Source organism: Cupriavidus sp. 21MJTG02-4 (assembly GCF_057798975.1).
Genome location: NZ_JBYOJP010000008.1, coordinates 19,301 through 36,380, shown reverse-complemented (window position 1 = coordinate 36,380; position 17,080 = coordinate 19,301). Strand labels below are relative to the sequence as shown.

The 17,080-nt window shown below is 65.5% G+C and carries 18 protein-coding genes and 1 tRNA gene; 5 read left to right on the top strand and 14 right to left on the bottom strand.

What is annotated here, in order from left to right; genetic code table 11:
• The first annotated feature begins 12 nt into the window (after window positions 1-12).
• Window positions 13-750 carry a nitroreductase gene (locus AC3FKH_RS17265; protein ID WP_488677091.1) on the top strand — a complete coding sequence of 246 codons (738 nt, stop codon included), beginning with the start codon at window positions 13-15 and terminating at the stop codon, window positions 748-750.
• Window positions 751-1,000: 250 nt separating this feature from the next.
• Complete coding sequence (gene pbpG, locus AC3FKH_RS17260; RefSeq protein ID WP_488677090.1) at window positions 1,001-2,197, top strand: D-alanyl-D-alanine endopeptidase; 1,197 nt, start codon at window positions 1,001-1,003, stop codon at window positions 2,195-2,197.
• 58 nt (window positions 2,198-2,255) lie between these two features.
• Here the strand turns inward: pbpG and AC3FKH_RS17255 are convergent, their stop codons facing one another.
• The 3 genes from AC3FKH_RS17255 to AC3FKH_RS17245 form a co-directional block, all read right to left on the bottom strand.
• Entirely contained in the window at window positions 2,256-3,668 is a 1,413-nt protein-coding gene (locus AC3FKH_RS17255; RefSeq protein WP_488677089.1) for an FAD-binding oxidoreductase, read from the bottom strand.
• A gap of 27 nt (window positions 3,669-3,695) precedes the next feature.
• Window positions 3,696-4,415, bottom strand: coding sequence for a FadR/GntR family transcriptional regulator (locus AC3FKH_RS17250; protein ID WP_488677088.1), 720 nt, complete (start codon window positions 4,413-4,415; stop codon window positions 3,696-3,698).
• A gap of 127 nt (window positions 4,416-4,542) precedes the next feature.
• Window positions 4,543-5,331: an IclR family transcriptional regulator gene (locus tag AC3FKH_RS17245; protein WP_483711166.1), complete on the bottom strand. Its 789-nt coding sequence runs from the start codon at window positions 5,329-5,331 to the stop codon at window positions 4,543-4,545.
• Window positions 5,332-5,559: 228 nt separating this feature from the next.
• Here AC3FKH_RS17245 and AC3FKH_RS17240 point away from each other — a divergent pair, with 228 nt between their 5' ends.
• The 3 genes from AC3FKH_RS17240 to AC3FKH_RS17230 are packed head-to-tail and all read left to right on the top strand — an operon-like array spanning window position 5,560 to window position 7,999.
• Entirely contained in the window at window positions 5,560-6,285 is a 726-nt protein-coding gene (locus AC3FKH_RS17240; RefSeq protein WP_488677087.1) for a (Fe-S)-binding protein, read from the top strand.
• A 17-nt stretch (window positions 6,286-6,302) separates the two neighbouring features.
• Entirely contained in the window at window positions 6,303-7,715 is a 1,413-nt protein-coding gene (locus tag AC3FKH_RS17235; protein WP_488677086.1) for a LutB/LldF family L-lactate oxidation iron-sulfur protein, read from the top strand.
• Window positions 7,712-7,999, top strand: a complete 288-nt coding sequence (locus AC3FKH_RS17230; RefSeq protein ID WP_488677085.1) for a hypothetical protein — start codon at window positions 7,712-7,714, stop codon at window positions 7,997-7,999. The genes AC3FKH_RS17235 and AC3FKH_RS17230 overlap by 4 nt, the downstream gene beginning before the upstream one ends.
• Window positions 8,000-8,053: 54 nt before the next feature.
• Here the strand turns inward: AC3FKH_RS17230 and AC3FKH_RS17225 are convergent, their stop codons facing one another.
• From AC3FKH_RS17225 to AC3FKH_RS17175, 11 genes are all read right to left on the bottom strand, one after another.
• Window positions 8,054-8,848 (bottom strand): ABC transporter ATP-binding protein, encoded by a 795-nt coding sequence (locus AC3FKH_RS17225; RefSeq protein WP_488677084.1) that lies wholly within the window; start codon window positions 8,846-8,848, stop codon window positions 8,054-8,056.
• A gap of 1 nt (window position 8,849) precedes the next feature.
• On the bottom strand, window positions 8,850-9,746 hold the full coding sequence (locus AC3FKH_RS17220; RefSeq protein ID WP_488677083.1) for an ABC transporter permease: 897 nt from the start codon (window positions 9,744-9,746) through the stop codon (window positions 8,850-8,852).
• 167 nt (window positions 9,747-9,913) lie between these two features.
• Window positions 9,914-10,882 carry an ABC transporter substrate-binding protein gene (locus AC3FKH_RS17215; RefSeq protein ID WP_483711172.1) on the bottom strand — a complete coding sequence of 323 codons (969 nt, stop codon included), beginning with the start codon at window positions 10,880-10,882 and terminating at the stop codon, window positions 9,914-9,916.
• Window positions 10,883-11,148: 266 nt separating this feature from the next.
• Window positions 11,149-12,207 carry an aldo/keto reductase gene (locus AC3FKH_RS17210; protein WP_488677082.1) on the bottom strand — a complete coding sequence of 353 codons (1,059 nt, stop codon included), beginning with the start codon at window positions 12,205-12,207 and terminating at the stop codon, window positions 11,149-11,151.
• Window positions 12,208-12,235: 28 nt separating this feature from the next.
• The gene (locus tag AC3FKH_RS17205) at window positions 12,236-13,270 is read right to left on the bottom strand and encodes a quinone-dependent dihydroorotate dehydrogenase (RefSeq protein ID WP_488677081.1); all 1,035 of its coding nucleotides are present in this window, start codon (window positions 13,268-13,270) and stop codon (window positions 12,236-12,238) included.
• Window positions 13,271-13,378: 108 nt separating this feature from the next.
• On the bottom strand, window positions 13,379-14,179 hold the full coding sequence (locus tag AC3FKH_RS17200; protein WP_488677080.1) for an arginyltransferase: 801 nt from the start codon (window positions 14,177-14,179) through the stop codon (window positions 13,379-13,381).
• Between the two features lie 35 nt (window positions 14,180-14,214).
• Window positions 14,215-14,967 (bottom strand): leucyl/phenylalanyl-tRNA--protein transferase, encoded by a 753-nt coding sequence (gene aat / locus AC3FKH_RS17195; protein ID WP_488677079.1) that lies wholly within the window; start codon window positions 14,965-14,967, stop codon window positions 14,215-14,217.
• Between the two features lie 25 nt (window positions 14,968-14,992).
• The gene (locus tag AC3FKH_RS17190) at window positions 14,993-15,577 is read right to left on the bottom strand and encodes an NUDIX hydrolase (protein WP_488677078.1); all 585 of its coding nucleotides are present in this window, start codon (window positions 15,575-15,577) and stop codon (window positions 14,993-14,995) included.
• A gap of 153 nt (window positions 15,578-15,730) precedes the next feature.
• A tRNA-Met gene (locus AC3FKH_RS17185) sits at window positions 15,731-15,806 on the bottom strand.
• Between the two features lie 122 nt (window positions 15,807-15,928).
• Window positions 15,929-16,681 carry an RES family NAD+ phosphorylase gene (locus AC3FKH_RS17180; RefSeq protein ID WP_488677077.1) on the bottom strand — a complete coding sequence of 251 codons (753 nt, stop codon included), beginning with the start codon at window positions 16,679-16,681 and terminating at the stop codon, window positions 15,929-15,931.
• On the bottom strand, window positions 16,641-17,030 hold the full coding sequence (locus tag AC3FKH_RS17175; RefSeq protein ID WP_483731957.1) for an antitoxin Xre/MbcA/ParS toxin-binding domain-containing protein: 390 nt from the start codon (window positions 17,028-17,030) through the stop codon (window positions 16,641-16,643). Before AC3FKH_RS17175 ends, AC3FKH_RS17180 begins: the two co-directional genes overlap by 41 nt.
• Window positions 17,031-17,080: the final 50 nt, after the last annotated feature.

Genomic DNA, 17,080 nt, shown 5'->3' with positions numbered 1-17,080 from the left:
GAGGAAGGAAAGATGTCGCAGGACGCGCAAGCTGGCAAGCAAGCGGCCGCCGAGGCTGCTGCGCAGCAGGCGGTCGACTGCGTCGACCGGGCCATCCTCACGCGCCGCTCGGTCCGGGCGTTCCTGGATACGCCCGTGCCACGCGAAGCGGTGGAAGAGATTCTCGCCGTCGCCAGCCGTGCGCCCTCCGGCACCAACACGCAACCGTGGCATGTCTATGTGCTGGCGGGTGACGCCAAGGCCAGGCTGTGCGCGGACCTGCTGACCGCCTACGAAGACCCCGAGCGCGACAGCAAGTACCTGGAAGAGTATCCGTACTACCCGCGCTCCTGGGTGAACCCGTACCTGGACCGGCGCCGCAAGGTGGGCTGGGACCTGTATGGCCTGCTGGAAATCAGCCGCGAGGATAAATCGCGCATGCACGAACAGCACGCGCGCAACTTCCGCTTCTTCGATGCGCCCGTCGGCATGATCTTCACCATCGACCGCATCATGGAGCTGGGCAGCTGGCTCGACTACGGCATGTTCCTGCAAAGCATCATGGTCGCCGCCCGGGCGCGGGGGCTCGATACCTGCCCCCAGGCCGCGTTCACGCAATTCCACAAGATCATTGGCGATCACCTCCGCCTGCCAGGCGAGGAGATGGTGGTGTGCGGCATGTCCCTGGGCTATGCGGATCCGGAGGCGATAGAGAATCGTCTCAACACTGAACGTGAACCGGTTAGTGGGTTTGCGCGTTTCCTCTCATAGTGAGATGTGTATCAATGTGTAACGATTCGCGCCGACATACAAAGGAAGACTGCCGCAGTGGCGGGTGAACCCCGCAGCGGCGCAGTGACTTACAGGAGGTCTACGATGATGCACGTGACGAAGAGTCAACAATTTCCGCATTGTGGAAATGTTTGCAAATCGAACTTTAACTAGCCTTCGTAAGTCTTTAATCTTGCTAACAATTTCTTAATTTCCTACACTAGCGCCATCCCGATGCGCTGAACGAATCATGTTCCGGTCTGATTCCATTTTTTCCAGATTCTTCGGCTCGACGCCCCTGAGCGCCGTAGCCGTAGCCGTGCTGGCATCCGCGTCGATGCTGGCAGCCCCCCTGGCCGAGGCTGCCACCAAGTCGACTTCCACTGAAAAGTCCACGAAAAAGCCGACGAAGTCGCTCAAAGCAGAGAAAGCCAGTTCGGGCAGCAAGCGCACGACGGCCAAGGCCGAGGCCGCGTCTTCCCGCAAGGTGATCGTCGTGAAGAACGGCCGGCACCGTGTCGTGGCGTCGAACCGGGCCGCGCCTGTGCGGGCGGTGTTTACGCCGGCCAAGCCGTCGCTCGGCGAGGCCATGGGGCTGCGCGATACCGAAGATGCGCTGGCCCTGCGATCGAGCGTTGCGCTCGTGATGGACCAGAACACCAACGAGGTGCTGTTCCAGAAGAATCCGAGCGCGGTGCTGCCGATCGCGTCGATCACCAAGCTGATGACTGCGCTGGTGGTGATGGATGCCCGCCTGCCGATGGACGAGAGCCTGACCATTACGGAAGAAGACCGGGACACCGAGAAGCACAGCAGCTCGCGCCTGCGCTTCGGTACCCAGCTCACGCGCCAGGAAATGCTGCTGCTGGCGCTGATGTCGTCCGAGAACCGCGCGGCATCGGCGCTGGGTCGCAACTATCCGGGTGGTCTGCCCGCGTTTGTTCAGGCCATGAACCGCAAGGCCCGTGAACTGGGCATGAACGACACCCACTTCGTGGACTCGAACGGCCTGTCGAGCAGCAATGTGTCGAGCGCCATGGACCTCGCGCGCATGGTCAACGCGGCCTACCGCAACCCGACCATTCGCGAGTTCTCTACGCAGACCGAGCATGAAGTGAATGTGCTGGGCCGTACGCAGCACTACGTCAGCACCAACCGCCTGGTGCGTGGCGGCAACTGGGATATCGGCCTGCAGAAGACCGGCTTCATTTCCGAAGCTGGCCAATGCCTGGTCATGCAGGCCAAGGTCAACGGCCGTAACGTTGTGATGGTGTTCCTGGATTCCGTGGGCAAGCTCTCGCGCTTTGCCGATGCCACGCGCGTTCGGGACTGGCTGGAACATGCCTCGCCATCGGTGCCGCAGCCCCATGCGTTTCCGTCGTCGCCGAACCTCACGCAGTCGCCCGGCGGCGCGCAAGCGATCCTGACTTCGGCGCGCGGAACCTGAACTCCGCCTGCCCAAAAAAACGCGCCACGGTTGGCGCGTTTTTTTATGGGCTTCACCTTCAGAGCAGCTTGCCCGGATTCATGATGGCGGCGGGGTCAAACGCGCGCTTGACCTCGCGCATCAAGCGCAGCTCCAGCGGATCCTTGTACTGCAGGAATGCATGCCGCTTGAGCTGGCCGATGCCATGTTCCGCACTGATACTGCCGTCGTAGCGCATCACTTCATCGAGCACGGTGCCGGTCACCACGTCTTCGTGCGTCGCTGCCCAGTCCTTCGGCGCTCCCGCCGGGCGCGACAGGTTGTAGTGCAGGTTGCCATCGCCAAAGTGCCCGAAGATGAAGGGCCGGATCGCCGGGTCCAGCGTGCGCAGGCGCGCTTCCATCGACACCATGAACGCCGGGATCTGTTCGATCGGCAGCGACACGTCGTGTTTCAGGTGCGGCCCGTCGGCGCGCTGCGCTTCGGAGATTTCTTCGCGCAGCTTCCACAGCGCCTGCAATTGGGCCAGCGATGCAGACACCGCCGCATCGAGGCACAGGCCGCGTTCGAGCGCATCGCCAATGACGCGCTCCAGCAGCGCATTGAGCGCCTCTTCTTCGGCGGTGTCGGCCAGTTCCACCAGCACGCAGGCGGGATAGCGCTGCGCAAAGGGTTCTTGCACGCCCTCGGCATGCGTCAGGACCAGGTCCAGGCACGCGCCGGTGAAGAACTCGAAAGCCTGCAGCCGTGCGCCGCACTGCTCGAACAGCAGGGAATACAGCTCCAGCGCCTGCTGCGGCGATTCCACTGCCGCCAGCACGACACTGCGCGTATCGGTACGCGGGAACAGGCGCAGTGCAGCAGCCGTGATGACGCCGAGCGTGCCTTCCGAGCCGATCAGCAACTGCTTGAGATCGTAGCCGGTGTTGTCCTTGCGCAGCGTGCGCAGGCCGTGGAAGACCTCGCCGTTGGGCAGTACGGCCTCGACGCCGAGCACCAGTTCGCGCGTCATGCCATAACGCACGACGTTGACGCCGCCGGCATTGGTGGCCAGGTTGCCGCCGATCTGGCACGAGTCCTCCGCCGCCAGGCTCAGCGGCAGCAACCGGTTGGCGTCGGCCGCGGCGCGGCGCAGGTTGCCGAGGATGCAGCCGGCTTCGGCAACCATGGTGTTGGCCACGGTGTCGAGCGAGCGGATCGCATGCATGCGGTCCAGGCTCAGCACCACGTTCAGCGGCTGGCCGTCGGGCGTGGCCGCGCCGCACAGGCCCGTGTTGCCGCCGCGTGGCACGACCGGTACCGCGCCCTGCTGGCAGAGCGCGAGGCAGCGCGAGACCTCGTCGACCGTGCGCGGGCGGACCACCGCCTGGGCCTGGCCCCGGTAGATGCCGCGCCAGTCGGACAGCCACGGCGCAATGTCGTCGGGCTGGGTGAGCACGGTGTCGGGACCAAGGGCTTCGGTGAGACGCTGGGACAGGTTGGTGGCTGGCATGGAGGGAGCGATTTCAGCTTTCGGTTTTCAGGGCAGGGGATCGGCGGCGCGTGCGCGCAGGGGCAAGCCCAGTCGCTGCGCCGCGCATTGCAGGTGGCGGATGGTGGCCTGGCGCGCCGCTTCGGCATTGCCGTCACGGATCGCCTCGAAGATGGCCTCGTGTTCCTGGTGCACGGACTCGGGCGAATGCGCTTGCTGCAGCGTGTTGGCGCGCGCGGTGGCAACGGCCTGGTGCAGCTGCAGGTTCATGTACTGCAGCAGCTGGCGGTAGTATGGGTTGTGGGTGGCGCTGGCAATGCCGATGTGGAACGCGGCATCGAGATCGACCGCCGGCTGGGCATCATAAAGATGCGTCTTCAGCCGATGCAGCAGCCCGGCAAGGGCATCGACGTCGTCATGGCTGCGCCGCATGGCGGCCAGTGCCGCGGCCGCACTCTCCAGGTCCATGCGCAGGTCATACAGGTCGGCCAGCTCGGCCCGTCCCAGGTCGGGCTCGCGGGGGAGCTGGAAGCCCGCGGCACCGGTACGGGAACGCACGGTGCAACCCACGCCTTGGCGCGTTTCCACGAAGCCTTGAGAACGCAGATGTTCGGTCACCTCACGGATCACTGCAGCACTGACGCCGTACTGGTCGGCCAACTGCTTGCCCGTGGGCAGTCGATTGCCTACGGGATAAACGCCGTTCTCAATGTCGGTCCGGATCTGGCGCGTGACCTGTTCGGTCAAGGTAATGGCTCGGGTTCGCATAGCGGCCCGATTATAGGGTTTGCAGGTTATCTGAAAACTACAGGTAAACCCTTAAATCGCGTGGCCATGATCTGCTGAACCGGCGGCGGGCAGACGTTGCCCTTAGCCGCCGGCAAGCCGAAGCCGATCAGGCGGCTTCAGACTCCATCACGTACCCCATGCCGCGCGAAATCTGCAGCGCCGTATCCTTGAGGTTCTGCAGCCAGCTGTCCTGCAGGCGATCGGCGGGTGCCGACAGCGACAGGCCGGCCACCAGCCGGCGCGAATCATCGTAGATGCCGGCGGCGATGCAGCGCACGCCCAGTTCCAGCTCTTCGTTGTCGCGGGCGTAGCCGTTGCTGCGCACCCAGCCCAGTTCGCGCTCGAGCTTGGTCAGGTCGGTGATCGAGGTGCGCGTATGCCCGGCCAGGCCGGTGCGCGTGGCATAGCTGCGCACGCGCGTGGACTCGTCGGCGGCGAGGAACAGCTTGCCCACCGACGTCAGGTGCAGCGGCGCGCGTCCGCCAATGGCACGCACCACCTGCATGCCGGAGCGCTCGCTGTAGGCACGCTCGATATACACGATCTCGTCGCCCTGGCGCACTGACAGGTTGACGGTCTGCCCGGTGACACGGTGCAGTGCGCGCATTGGCGCGAGCGCCGCGTCGCGCACCGACAGGCGTGCCTTGACCAGGTTGCCAAGCTCCAGCAGGCGCATGCCCAGCCGGTAGCTGCCCGGGTCCGAGCGATCGACAAAGCGGCACGCAACCATGTCGTTGAGGATACGGTGCGCGGTGGAAGGGTGCAGTCCGGTAGACATCGACAGCTCTTTCAGGCTGACCGGGTCGGCGTGCTGGGCCAGTGCGTCCAGCAGCGTCATCATGCGTTCAATAACCTGGATCGATGTCTTTCCAGGCGACTTGTCTGCGTCTGACATAAGGAAATGTTGCCCTGCGGCAAATTAAGCGTTTGCCTGATTCTATCTCGCATCGTGAAAATTTCAATAGGTGAAATGACATTCCGGTAAGAATCCTCTGGTGATGTGTCGCCGATGACGGTATTGCGGCCTGAACGGAATGCACGGCGCGCCTGAATGGTTTGTGCGCCACCCCGCGGCGCAAACGCGCATAATTGCGGGGTTTCGGGGTCTGGAGAAAGAAAGCAAATGCGAGTTGGCCTGTTCGCCACCTGCCTGGTGGACCTCATGCGCCCGGAGATCGGCTTCTCCGTGCTGAAGCTTCTGGAAGGCGCCGGCTACGAGGTGATGGTGCCCGAAGCCCAGACCTGCTGTGGCCAGCCCAGCTACAACTCGGGCGAGCGCGCCGTGTCGCGTGACCTGGCGGAAAAATTCCTGCGCGAATTCGAGATGTTCGACTACGTGGTGGTGCCGTCGGGAAGCTGCGGCGGCATGATCCGCCAGCACTATGCGGACTTGTTGCGCGATGACCCGGAACTCAACGGCCGTTATGAGCGCCTGCGCGAACGCGTGTTCGAACTGACCGATTTCCTGGTGAACGTAGCGAAGATCGAACGGTTCGATTCCAGTTTCGCCGGCCACGTCACGTATCACGATTCCTGCGCGGGCCTGCGCGAACTGGGCGTCAAGGCGCAGCCGCGCGAACTGCTGGGCAAGCTGCCCGGGGTGCAGTTCACCGAGATGAAGGACTGCGAGGCTTGCTGCGGCTTTGGCGGCACCTTCTCGGTCAAGTACGGCAATATCTCGACGGCCATCGTCGACGAGAAGTGCGCCAATATCAAGGCCAGCAGCGCGGATGCGGTGGTGCTGGGCGACCTGGGCTGCATGCTCAATATCGAAGGCCGCCTGCGCCGAAGCGGCGACACGCAGACGCGCGTGCTGCATATCGCGCAGGTCCTGGCGGGCGACGCCTGAGCACCGGAGACGCGACGATGCAAGTCCACAGCATGGAATTCAAGGCGCGCGCCGGCCAGAAGCTGGCTGACCAGCGCCTGCAGCAGAACCTCAAGAAGCTCTCCACCAAGTTCGTCACCGCGCGCGCGGATGCCATCCGCGATATCGATTTCGATGCGACCCGCGCCGCACTGAAAGAGCGCCGCAACCGCGCGCTGGAAAACCTGGATGTCTGGCTCGCCACGTTCGAGGAAAACGCCACGCGCCGCGGCGCCACGGTGCTGTTCGCCGAGACCACCGCCGATGCGGCGCGCCTGGTCGCGGAGATCGCGCAGAAGCATGGCGTGAAGAAGGTCATCAAGAGCAAGTCCATGGTGACCGAAGAAATGCGGCTGAACCAGGTGCTCGGCGAGATGGGCGTGCAAAGCATCGAAACCGATCTCGGCGAGTACATCCTCCAGATCAACGACTCCGAGCCGCCGTCGCACATCATTGCGCCGGTGGTGCACAAGGACAAGGACGAGATCGCCGACCTGTTCGCGAAAGTCCACCAGAAGCCGCGCCTGACCGATATCCCGGAAATGACGCGTGAAGCGCGCGAGGTGCTGCGCCCCGAGTTCCTGTCCGCCGACATGGGCGTGACGGGGGGCAATTTCATCATTGCCGAAACCGGTTCGGTGGCGGTCGTCACCAACGAAGGCAATGAAGGCATGTGCACCGTCATGCCTCGCGTGCATGTGGCCGTCACTGGCATCGAGAAGGTGCTGCCGACGCTGGAAGACCTGGCGACCGTGATGCGGCTGCTGCCGCGTTCGGCGACCGGGCAAGCCATCTCGAACTATTTCTCGCTATTGACCGGCCCGCGTGCCGAAGGCGAGCGCGATGGTCCCGAGCATATGTATTTCGTGCTGGTCGACGGTGGCCGCAGCGGGTTGATCGGCGGAGAGTTCCAGGAGATGCTGCGCTGCATCCGCTGCGGCGCCTGCATGAACCATTGCCCGGTCTACCAGAAGATCGGCGGCCATGCCTATGGCTGGGTCTATCCGGGGCCGATGGGCAGCGTGCTGACGCCCAGCTACGTGGGCCTGGCCAATGCCGTGGACCTCCCGCAGGCGGCCACGATGTGTGGCGAATGCAATCGCGTGTGCCCGGCATCGATCCCCTTGTCGGATTTGCTGCGCAAGCTGCGCGAGAAGCAGATGGAGCGCGGCCTGCGTCCGTGGCAGGAGCGCTTCGCGCTGCAGGCGTGGGGCTTCGTTGCCCGGCGTCCGGCACTCTATGCGCTGGCCAGCCGTCTCGGCGCGCGCGTGCTGGCGCGCATGGGCGGTAGCAACCGGTTGATCGCCAGCCTGCCCATGGCGGGCAAGGGCTGGACCCAGACGCGGGACATGCCCGCACCCTCGGGACGCACGTTCCGCGAGCTTTACAAGGAAAGGAGGGCACGCACATGAGCGCCGCCAATACGGCCAATACGGCCAATACGGAGACGCTGGCGCGCATGCGTTCGGCATTGGACCAGCACACCGGCGGCACGCTGCCGGCGGCCGAACTCGTGAAGGCGTGGCGCGAGGCAGCGCCCGCGCTGACGCTGCCACCGGTGTTCGGTCAGGCGATGGAAGAACTGCTGCGCCGGCTGGAGATGTCGGCCGTGTTCGCGCAGGACAGCTGCTCGTTTTCGAGCACGGCGGTGACGGATCAGCTAAGGCGCTGGCTGGACAAGGCTGCTACGGTCTGACTGAAAAAAGAAAGGGAGCCTAGGCTCCCTTTCTTCATGTGTGCCGCAGCCTGATCAGCCCAGCAGCAACGCGTCGTCGTCCAGCTGTTCGTGCCGCGTCTGCTCGAACATCCGCAGCAGATCCGGCACATCTAGCCCCTTGCGCTTGTCACCGGACACATCCAGAACGACCTGCCCCTGGTGCAGCATCACCGTGCGTTGGCCATAGTCCAGCGCCTGGCGCATGCTGTGCGTGACCATCATCGTCGTCAGCTTGCTTTCCTCGACGATGCGCGCGGTCAGTTCCAGCACGAACGCGGCGGTCTTCGGGTCCAGCGCGGCGGTGTGCTCGTCGAGCAGCAGGATGCGCGACGGCTGCAGCGAGGCCATCAGCAGGCTCACCGCCTGGCGCTGGCCGCCGGAGAGCAGGCCGATGCGGTCGGTCAGGCGGTTTTCCAGGCCCAGGTTCAGCAGGCGCAGCTTCTCGCGGAACAGCTCGCGCGAGCCGCGGTTCAGCGCCGCCCGAAAGCCGCGCCGGGCGCCGCGGGCCATCGCCAGCGCCATGTTCTCTTCGATCGTCAGCGCTTCGCAGGTGCCGGCCATCGGGTCCTGGAACACGCGTGCCACGAGGTGGGCGCGATCCCAGGCCTGCTTGCGCGTCACGTCGGTGTCATCGATCGTGATGCGGCCGGAATCGACCATCTGGTCGCCGCTGATCGCGTTCAGGAAGGTCGACTTGCCGGCGCCGTTGGAACCGATCACGGCCACGAACTGGCCGCTCGGGATCTCCAGGCTCAGGCCGCGCAGCGCGCGGGTCTCGATCGGGGTGCCGGGGTTGAAGGTGAGCTTCAGGTCTTGTGCGCGGAGCATCTCAGGCACCTCCGTTCTTGCGGGCAAACAGCTTCTTGCGGGTGGCGGGCAGCACCAGGGCGATCGTCACCAGCGCGGCGGTGACCAGGTTCAGGTCCTGCGCCTTGAGGCCGATGAAGTCGCTGTTCAGCGCCAGCGCAATGAAGAAGCGGTACAGGATGGCCCCCAGCACCACGGCGAGCGTGGTCCAGACCAGGCGGCGTGCCGGCAGGATGCTTTCACCGATGATCACGGCGGCCAGGCCGATCACGATAGTACCAATGCCCATCGAGATATCGGAGCCGCCTTGAGTCTGCGCGAACAGCGCGCCGGCCAGTGCGACCAGCCCGTTGGAAAGCGCCATGCCGGCCAGCGTGGCGCGGCCCGTGGCAATGCCCTGCGCGCGCGCCATGCGCGGATTGGCGCCGGTCGCGCGCATGGCCAGGCCGAGCTGCGACGAGAAGAACCAGTCCAGCCCAACCTTGGCGATGACCACCACGATGAACAGGACCAGCGGGCGCAGCACGTAGTCGGGCAGCCAGTCGGGCTGCAGGATGGTGAACAGCGTCGGCTCCGTGATCAGCGGCACATTGGGTCGGCCCATGATGCGCAGGTTGACCGAGTACAGCGCGATCATCATCAGGATACTGGCGAGCAGGTCCATGATCTTGAGCCGCACATTGAGCCAGCCGGTGATGAAGCCAGCCAGGGCACCGGCCACGATGGCGACGGCGGTGGCGACAAACGGGTCCTGCCCGGCGGCGATCAGCGTCGCGGCCACGGCGCCGCCCAGCGGGAAGCTGCCGTCGACGGTCAGGTCGGGGAAATTGAGGATGCGGAAGGAAATCAGCACCCCGAGGGCAACCAGGCTGAAGATCAGGCCGATCTCCAGGGCGCCCAGAAGGGAAAAGAGGGACATGGTGAATCCTGTTGACAGCTGGCGCGGCCCGCCCGGATAAGGTCGGTCGGCTCGCCGTCTCGTTCAGGGGGCGGGCCCGGGTAGGGCAGTCTGGATCTTGTACTGTAGTGGACTAGCGGACGCGCGGCCGTCCGCGCGGCGCGGACGGCACAGGTCAGACGTTCTGCTTACTTGATGACGGTCTTGGCTTCCTTGATCAGCTCCGGCGACAGCGTCACGCCTTGCTTCTGGGCGGCGCCGGTGTTCACGAACAGTTCAAGGTTGCTGCTGGTTTCCGACGCGATCGCGCCAGGCTTCTCACCCTTCAGGATGCGCACCACGACCTTGCCGGTCTGGTGGCCCAGGTCCAGGTAGTTGATGCCCAGCGCGGCGATGGCGCCACGCTTGACACTGTCGGTGTCGGCGGCAACCAGCGGAATCTTCGATTCGTTGGCGACCTTGACCAGCGCTTCGTAGGCCGAAACCACGTTGTTGTCGGTGTTGGTGTAGATCACGTCCACCTTGCCGATCAGGCTTTTGGCGGCGGCGCCGATGTCAACCGTGCGCGGCGCGGCGGCTTCCTTCAGCGTCAGGCCCTGCTTGGCCAGCAGTTCCTTCAGTTCCTTGACCACCACGACCGAGTTGGCTTCGCCGGGGTTGTAGACCATGCCGACGGTCTTGGCATTCGGCACCACGCGCTTGATCAGGGCCACCTGCTTGTCCAGCGGCAGCTTGTCCGACACGCCGGTCACGTTGGTGCCCGACGGCGCCCAGCTCTTGACCAGTTGCGCGGCGACCGGATCGGTCACGCCCGAGTACACCACGGGCACGGTCTTGGTGGCGGCGACCACGGCCTGGGCCGACGGCGTGGCGATGGCAACGATCGCGTTCGGGTTGTCGCCGACGAACTTGCGGGCGATCTGGGCGGCGGTGCCGGTGTTGCCCTGCGCGCTCTGGTATTCCCACTTCAGGTTCTTGTCGGCGTCATAGCCGGCGGCCTTCAGCTCCTCGCGCACGCCGTCGCGGATGGCGTCCAGCGCGGGGTGGTCCACGATCGACAGGACCTTGACGGTCTGGGCGTGCACGGCGCCGCCGCACAGCAATGCCAGCGCGACTGCGCCGCCGAGGATGGACTTGGTTGCCTTGAGACCCTTCATTTTGATCTGTTCTCCTCCGAGTGACTCGGTTCTGGATGATATGCCGCGCACAAGCTTGGTCTCGCTGCCGGCGCCCCCACGTGGGCGGCACCTGCTCCGGGCGGCGGGGCGCTTCCGGCGGCTGATGGAAGGGCGCGCCTGCGCGAAAGCAAGACAGCGATAAGCCTGCGAGGATACCACTTCTCGCGCACGATATGCGAAGTCTCGGAGGGAATGCGGGGCATCCGATGCTGCGGGAGCCCCGTTATTAGCCATCCAGGCGCAGATTATTGCGCGGGATTGCAGATTTCCTTGTGGATTTCCCCGATTGCGGTAATCACGTCTTCATGCAATTGCGTTTGCCACGCATCGATGTTTTCACGCAATTGATTGAGCGACGTGGCCCCGACGATGGTGCTGGCGGCGAACCAGCGCGAATAACACCAGGCCAGGGCCAGCGCCGCCGGCGACAGTCCGGCCGTGCGCGCCAGTTCGACATAGCGGGCGGAGGCCGCCATGGTCTCCGGACGCATGTAGCGCGGGCTCCAGTCGGCGCCGAAGCGCGTCAGGCGGCCGATTGCGGCGTCGTTGAACACTGGCCTGGCCGGATCGCCGCTCAGGTACTTGCCGGTGAGCTGGCCGAACGCGAGCGGGCTGTAGATCAGCAGGCTCACGTCGGTGCGGAAGCAGGCCTCGTCGAGGCCCTGTTCGAAGCTGCGGTTGACCAGGTTGTACGGGTTCTGGATGGTGGCGATGCGCGGCAACCCGTGCTGCTCCGCCAGCCTGACGAATTCCGCCACGCCCCACGGCGTTTCGTTGGAGACGCCGACATAGCGGATCTTCCCTGCCTGCACCAATTCGGCAAAGGTTTCGAGCTGGGCCTGGATCGAGGCACAGGGCCGTTCCTTGGCCGGGTCGAAGCTGGTCTGGCCGAAGATCGGCGCGTTGCGCGCGGGCCAGTGGATTTGATACAGGTCGATGTAGTCGGTCTGCAGCCGCTGCAGCGAGGCGTCCACCGCCGCGCGGATGCCCGCGGGGGTCAGGTCATCGCCATTGCGGATCCAGGGCATTCGGCCGGGGCCGGCCACCTTGGTGGCGAGCACCACGCGGTCGCGCGGCTGATTGCGGAGCCAGTTACCGATGATCTGTTCGGTCCGGCTGTAGGTTTCGGCGCACGGCCTGACCGGGTACATCTCGGCGGTATCGATGAAGTTGACCCCGCGCGAGAAAGCGTAGTCGAGCTGGCTATGGCCCTCGGCTTCGGTGTTCTGCTCGCCGAAGGTCATGGTACCCAGGCAGATGCGCGAGACCTGCAGGTCGCTGCGTCCGAGGCGGATGGTTTCCATGTGGCTCTCCTTGCTGTCTTGCGGGGCGTCAGGCGCGCAGCGCGGCGGCGCAATCGCGCACCAGGGTCGGGCCGCGGTAGATCAGGCCGCTGTACACCTGCACGAGCTTCGCGCCGGCATCGATCTTCGCGCGCGCGTCGGCGCCGCTGAAAATGCCGCCCACGCCGATGATGGGCACCGCGTCGCCGACCACCTGGCGCAGCGCGCGCACCACATGGGTCGACTGCTCGAACACCGGCCGGCCGGACAGGCCGCCGGCTTCTTCCGCATGCGGCAGGCCTTTCACGGCATCGCGCGAGATCGTGGTGTTGGTGGCGATCACGCCGTCGATCTTGTGGCGCACCAGTGCGTCGCCGATATTGCCGATCTGGTCGGCATCGAGGTCCGGCGCGATCTTCAGCGCCACCGGCACGTAGCGCTTGTGCTGGTCGGCCAGGCGCTGCTGGGCGGCCTTGAGCGTCGACAGCAGGCTGTCGAGTTCGCTGGCGCCCTGAAGCTGGCGCAGGTTCTTGGTATTGGGCGACGAGATGTTCACCGTCACGTAGCTCGCGTGCGGATAGACGCGCTCCAGGCAGTACAGGTAGTCGTCGGCGGCGCGTTCGATCGGCGTGTCGGCATTCTTGCCGATGTTCAGGCCCAGCACGCCGCCTTCGGCCTTCCAGCGCGATGCCCTGACGTTGGCGATGAAGGCATCGACGCCGCCGTTGTTGAAGCCCATGCGATTGATCAGCGCATCGGCCTGCGGCAGTCGGAACATGCGCGGGCGAGGGTTGCCGGCCTGCGCGCGCGGCGTCACCGTGCCCACCTCGATGAAGCCGAAGCCGAACGCCGCGAGCCCGTCGATATAGGCGCCATCCTTGTCCAGGCCGGCGGCAAGGCCTACCGGGTTGGGGAAGCGTACGCCCATCACCGTGCGCGGATCGGCGGCGACGCGGTTGCCGATGCAGCCGGCCAGGCCCATGCGCCTGGCGCGCAGCAGGTTGTTCAGGGTGAAGTGGTGGGCGTCCTCCGCGTCCATCGAAAACAGGGCGGGGCGGAGCAGGGGGTAGAGCGCGTTGAGCACGGGGAGAGGCGACCGGAGGGCCGGTGCAGAGTGAAAACCAAGCCGGCATTGTAGCGGCTGGGGCGCTTGCCCGCGCGCCGGGCGGCCGTGCCTGCCCGCTACCGCTGGCTATTCCTGCGCGGGGCCGGGAGCGTCTTCCGATGCGGCCGACGGGGTGCTGCGCGCGTCGTCCTCGAACGCCTGCCACTGGTTGCCGGTCAGCACCTGAAGCGGGCGGAAACGTGCCTTGTAGGCCATCTTCCGGCTTTCGGCGATCCAGTAGCCCAGGTACAGGTGCGGCAGGCCAAGTTCGTGCGTCTGGCGGATCTGCCAGAGGATGTTGTAGGTGCCGTAGCTGGCGTTGCGCGCGAGCGGATCGTAGAAGGTGTAGACCGATGACAGGCCGTCATCGAGCACGTCGATCATGCTCACCATGCGCAGCTTGCCGGCCTCGGGCGAGCCCGGCGGTTCGCGGAACTCCACCAGGCGCGAGTTGACGCGGCTCTGCAGAAGGAACTGTTCGTACTGGTCGCGGCTGTCCTGGTCCATGCCGCCGCCGGCGTGGCGCATCGACTGGTAGAGCAGGTACAGCGCGTAGTGCTCTTCGACGTACGTCAGCGGCGCCACCAGCGCTTGCAGGTGGCCGTGGCGGCGCCAGGCGCGGCGCTGTGAGCGGTCCGGTTCGAACTGGTCGACCAGCACGCGGCACGGCGTGCAGGCGTGGCATTCATCGCAATACGGCCGGTAGGTGAAGATGCCGCTGCGGCGGAAGCCCGCGCGCACCAGCCGCGAGTAGACGTCCGCATTGATAAGGTGGGCCGGCGTCGCCACCTGCGAGCGGGCCATGCGGCCTTCGAGATAGCTGCAGGCGTAGGGCGCCGTGGCATAGAACTGCAGCGCGGAAAGCGGAAGCTCCTTCAGCTTGCTCATGGCTCGGACCTGGGGCGGATGATGCAGCCAGCTTGTCAGACGGCCGGGGTGGCGGGCGTGGCGGTCCACCGCTCCAGCACCGATTTGTCGAACCGCCACGGCGTGATCGCCGGTTGTGCCGAGGCAGTCCGCACATGGGCCAGGAACTCCGCGCGCGAGATCGGGCGCGCGCCAAGCGAGGCCAGGTGATCGGTTTCCTGCTGGCAGTCTATCATCGGCACGCCGTGGTTGCCGAGGAACGCGCACAGCGCCGCCAGCGCGATCTTGGAGGCATCCGTGCGGTGCGCGAACATCGATTCGCCATAGAACATGCGGCCCAGCGCCACGCCATAGAGGCCGCCCACACGTTCGCCGCGATACCAGGCCTCCACCGAGTGCGCCATGCCGCTGCCATGCAGTGCGCTGTAGGCCGTGATGATCTCCTGGGTGATCCAGGTGCCATCCTGGCCTTCGCGCGGCGTCAGCGCGCAGGTGCGCATCACGGCCAGGAAATCATCGTCGACGCGGATTTCCCAGTCGGGGTCGCGCAGCACTCGGCGCAGCGTCTTGCGGAACGTGGTGGAGATTCTCAGTGCCTGCGGTGCCAGCACCATGCGTGGATCGGTGCTCCACCACAGCACCGGCTGGCCAACCGAGTACCACGGGAAAATGCCCTGGCGGTAAGCCAGCAGCAGCCGCTGCGGCGACAGGTCGCGGCTCGCGGCCAGCAGGCCCGGCGCTTCGGTGGCCGGCCCCAGCGCGCGCTCCACCGGCGGAAACGGATCCTGCGGATCCAGCCAGGCAATCATGCTGGGGCGGCCGGGGGAAATTGGATCAGGGAGTGACCGTCGCCCGGCTGGTCAGCGGGCGCATGGGCTTGTCGATATCGAGACTGTGCAGCCGGAAGCTGCCATCCTGCAGGCGGCCGGCGGCACGGTCGGCAAAGAAGCAGCGCAGCGTGTGGATCACCGTGGGAAAGGCGAGTTCATCCCAGGGCACGTCGGCTTCCGTCACCAGCTTCACTTCCAGGCTTTCCTCGCCGGGGTCGACGTCCAGGTCGTCCAGCGTAGCCAGGTAGAAAAGGTGTACCTGGTGCACGTGCGGCACGTTCAGGATCGAGAACAGTTCCCCCACCTGCACGCGCGCGCCGGCTTCTTCCAGCGTTTCGCGCGAGGCGCCCTGCGCCGTGGTCTCGCCGATTTCCATGAAGCCGGCGGGCAGCGTCCAGAAGCCATAGCGCGGCTCGATCGCGCGCTTGCACAGCAGGATCTTGTCTTCCCAGACGGGGATCGTGCCGACCACGTTGCGCGGATTCACGTAGTGGATGGTGCCGCAGTTGTCACAAATGCTGCGCGGGCGGTTGTCGCCGTCTGGTACGCGCAACACAACCGCATGGCCACAGTTCGAGCAGAATTTCATGAGGGGCGTCCGGGAGGAATGGGGCAAAGTGTATCACCGCGCGGCCCGCATGCCGGAGAGGCAAGGCGCCAGTGCGTGCGTTGCTGGACCAGGAGACCCGGAAAGCAAAAAGCCCGCGATGGCGGGCTTTGCTGATTCGACGCTTTGATGCTTTGGTTGCGGGGGCAGGACTTGAACCTGCGACCTTCGGGTTATGAGCCCGACGAGCTGCCAACTGCTCCACCCCGCGTCCGTCGAAGAAAAGATTATAAGGCACCGGCCGCCGCATTGCAACATCTAGCTGAAAAAATTGTGACGCACCGGACAATGCCGCCTGCCATAACCATTAGACGGCCGGGCCGCTGGCAAGGTTCAGCCTTCTGTCGGGCTTTCGCTTGTGCGTTGCCACAGCGACGCGGCGAACTCGAAGCTGTCGCGTTGCAGCAGGTCGTCGCGTTGCCAGATCACCCGTTCGCGCCGCACGGTCAGCATCCACGTGGTGGTGGTCAGCGGTTGCGGATGCGCGAACGCACGGGGAGTCATCACGGCGCCGCAAGGTCCATGCCGCGGGTCGCGCACCGAGGTGTAGCGGATCAGGCCGATGCCCGTTTCGCGGGCGACGCGGCTGAATGCCTGGCAGGCTTCGTGGCTGTCGGGGTCCATCCAGTGCGCGCTGTCCCGGTCGAAAGGCGGCGCGTCCAGTGCCACGCCATCGGTACGCACGCTGACTTCGAACAGGGTCTGGGCGCGCGCGTCAATGCGGGGCAGGGCCGGACTGTCGTTCAGGAAGCGCCAGCGCCAGTAGCCGAGTTCTGCGCAGGCGGTGCGGATTTCCTCGGCGCCATAGAACACCCCCGGGTCCTGCGCGGCCCGGAAACGCGAGCCCCACGGCGATGGAGGATAGCGGAACGGCGTGAAGAGCAGATAGTGGAGATGGCGCGCTTCGGCCGGCACGGCGGGTTTGCCGGCATCGAGCACGGCTTCCAGCACGGCCTGCTCCTCGAGGCTGTCGACCAGCGGCATGGTCGACACCACGTGCTGGGCTTCCACCGCACGCCAGAGGCTGAGCGCGAACGGCCGGCGCTCAGACGCGACCGCGGGTGGCGTCCAGGTAGTGAACGACACGAACGAGACCTTCGGTGGTGCGGATCATTTCAAGGGGTTTGCCGCCAAGCGCGAGGTTCTCGTTGGTCAGCCATAGCCGGGCCTGGTCGCCATGCCCGAGGATGGCATCGAGCGAGCGGAACAGCCGAACGAACAGCACGCCGAATTCCCACTCCTTGCGATGCTTGTCGAGGATATACAGGCCGGACGCCATACGTGAAACCGACGCCGTGCTGATGCCGAGCACGCTGGCGACGATCGCCTGGCTGATGCCCAGGAAGCCGGCCGCGCGCATGACGGCCTTGGTCAGCGTGGCGCCAGGGTCGGGACCGCTGGCGGGTTCTGCTTCCGGAATTCGCCTGGATTGCATCGCCTCTGCTCCTGTTTCTTCAGAAACATTATAGGCGAGTCATTTCAGAA

What these genes read in the sequence shown, in the direction of transcription:
- AC3FKH_RS17265 (WP_488677091.1), top strand. Translation starts at nt 13, where the DNA reads ATGTCGCAGGACGCGCAAGCTGGCAAGCAAGCGGCCGCCGAGGCTGCT.
- pbpG (WP_488677090.1), top strand. Translation starts at nt 1,001, where the DNA reads ATGTTCCGGTCTGATTCCATTTTTTCCAGATTCTTCGGCTCGACGCCC.
- AC3FKH_RS17255 (WP_488677089.1), bottom strand. Translation starts at nt 3,668, where the DNA reads ATGCCAGCCACCAACCTGTCCCAGCGTCTCACCGAAGCCCTTGGTCCC.
- AC3FKH_RS17250 (WP_488677088.1), bottom strand. Translation starts at nt 4,415, where the DNA reads ATGCGAACCCGAGCCATTACCTTGACCGAACAGGTCACGCGCCAGATC.
- AC3FKH_RS17245 (WP_483711166.1), bottom strand. Translation starts at nt 5,331, where the DNA reads ATGTCAGACGCAGACAAGTCGCCTGGAAAGACATCGATCCAGGTTATT.
- AC3FKH_RS17240 (WP_488677087.1), top strand. Translation starts at nt 5,560, where the DNA reads ATGCGAGTTGGCCTGTTCGCCACCTGCCTGGTGGACCTCATGCGCCCG.
- AC3FKH_RS17235 (WP_488677086.1), top strand. Translation starts at nt 6,303, where the DNA reads ATGCAAGTCCACAGCATGGAATTCAAGGCGCGCGCCGGCCAGAAGCTG.
- AC3FKH_RS17230 (WP_488677085.1), top strand. Translation starts at nt 7,712, where the DNA reads ATGAGCGCCGCCAATACGGCCAATACGGCCAATACGGAGACGCTGGCG.
- AC3FKH_RS17225 (WP_488677084.1), bottom strand. Translation starts at nt 8,848, where the DNA reads ATGCTCCGCGCACAAGACCTGAAGCTCACCTTCAACCCCGGCACCCCG.
- AC3FKH_RS17220 (WP_488677083.1), bottom strand. Translation starts at nt 9,746, where the DNA reads ATGTCCCTCTTTTCCCTTCTGGGCGCCCTGGAGATCGGCCTGATCTTC.
- AC3FKH_RS17215 (WP_483711172.1), bottom strand. Translation starts at nt 10,882, where the DNA reads ATGAAGGGTCTCAAGGCAACCAAGTCCATCCTCGGCGGCGCAGTCGCG.
- AC3FKH_RS17210 (WP_488677082.1), bottom strand. Translation starts at nt 12,207, where the DNA reads ATGGAAACCATCCGCCTCGGACGCAGCGACCTGCAGGTCTCGCGCATC.
- AC3FKH_RS17200 (WP_488677080.1), bottom strand. Translation starts at nt 14,179, where the DNA reads ATGAGCAAGCTGAAGGAGCTTCCGCTTTCCGCGCTGCAGTTCTATGCC.
- aat (WP_488677079.1), bottom strand. Translation starts at nt 14,967, where the DNA reads ATGATTGCCTGGCTGGATCCGCAGGATCCGTTTCCGCCGGTGGAGCGC.
- AC3FKH_RS17190 (WP_488677078.1), bottom strand. Translation starts at nt 15,577, where the DNA reads ATGAAATTCTGCTCGAACTGTGGCCATGCGGTTGTGTTGCGCGTACCA.
- AC3FKH_RS17175 (WP_483731957.1), bottom strand. Translation starts at nt 17,030, where the DNA reads ATGCAATCCAGGCGAATTCCGGAAGCAGAACCCGCCAGCGGTCCCGAC.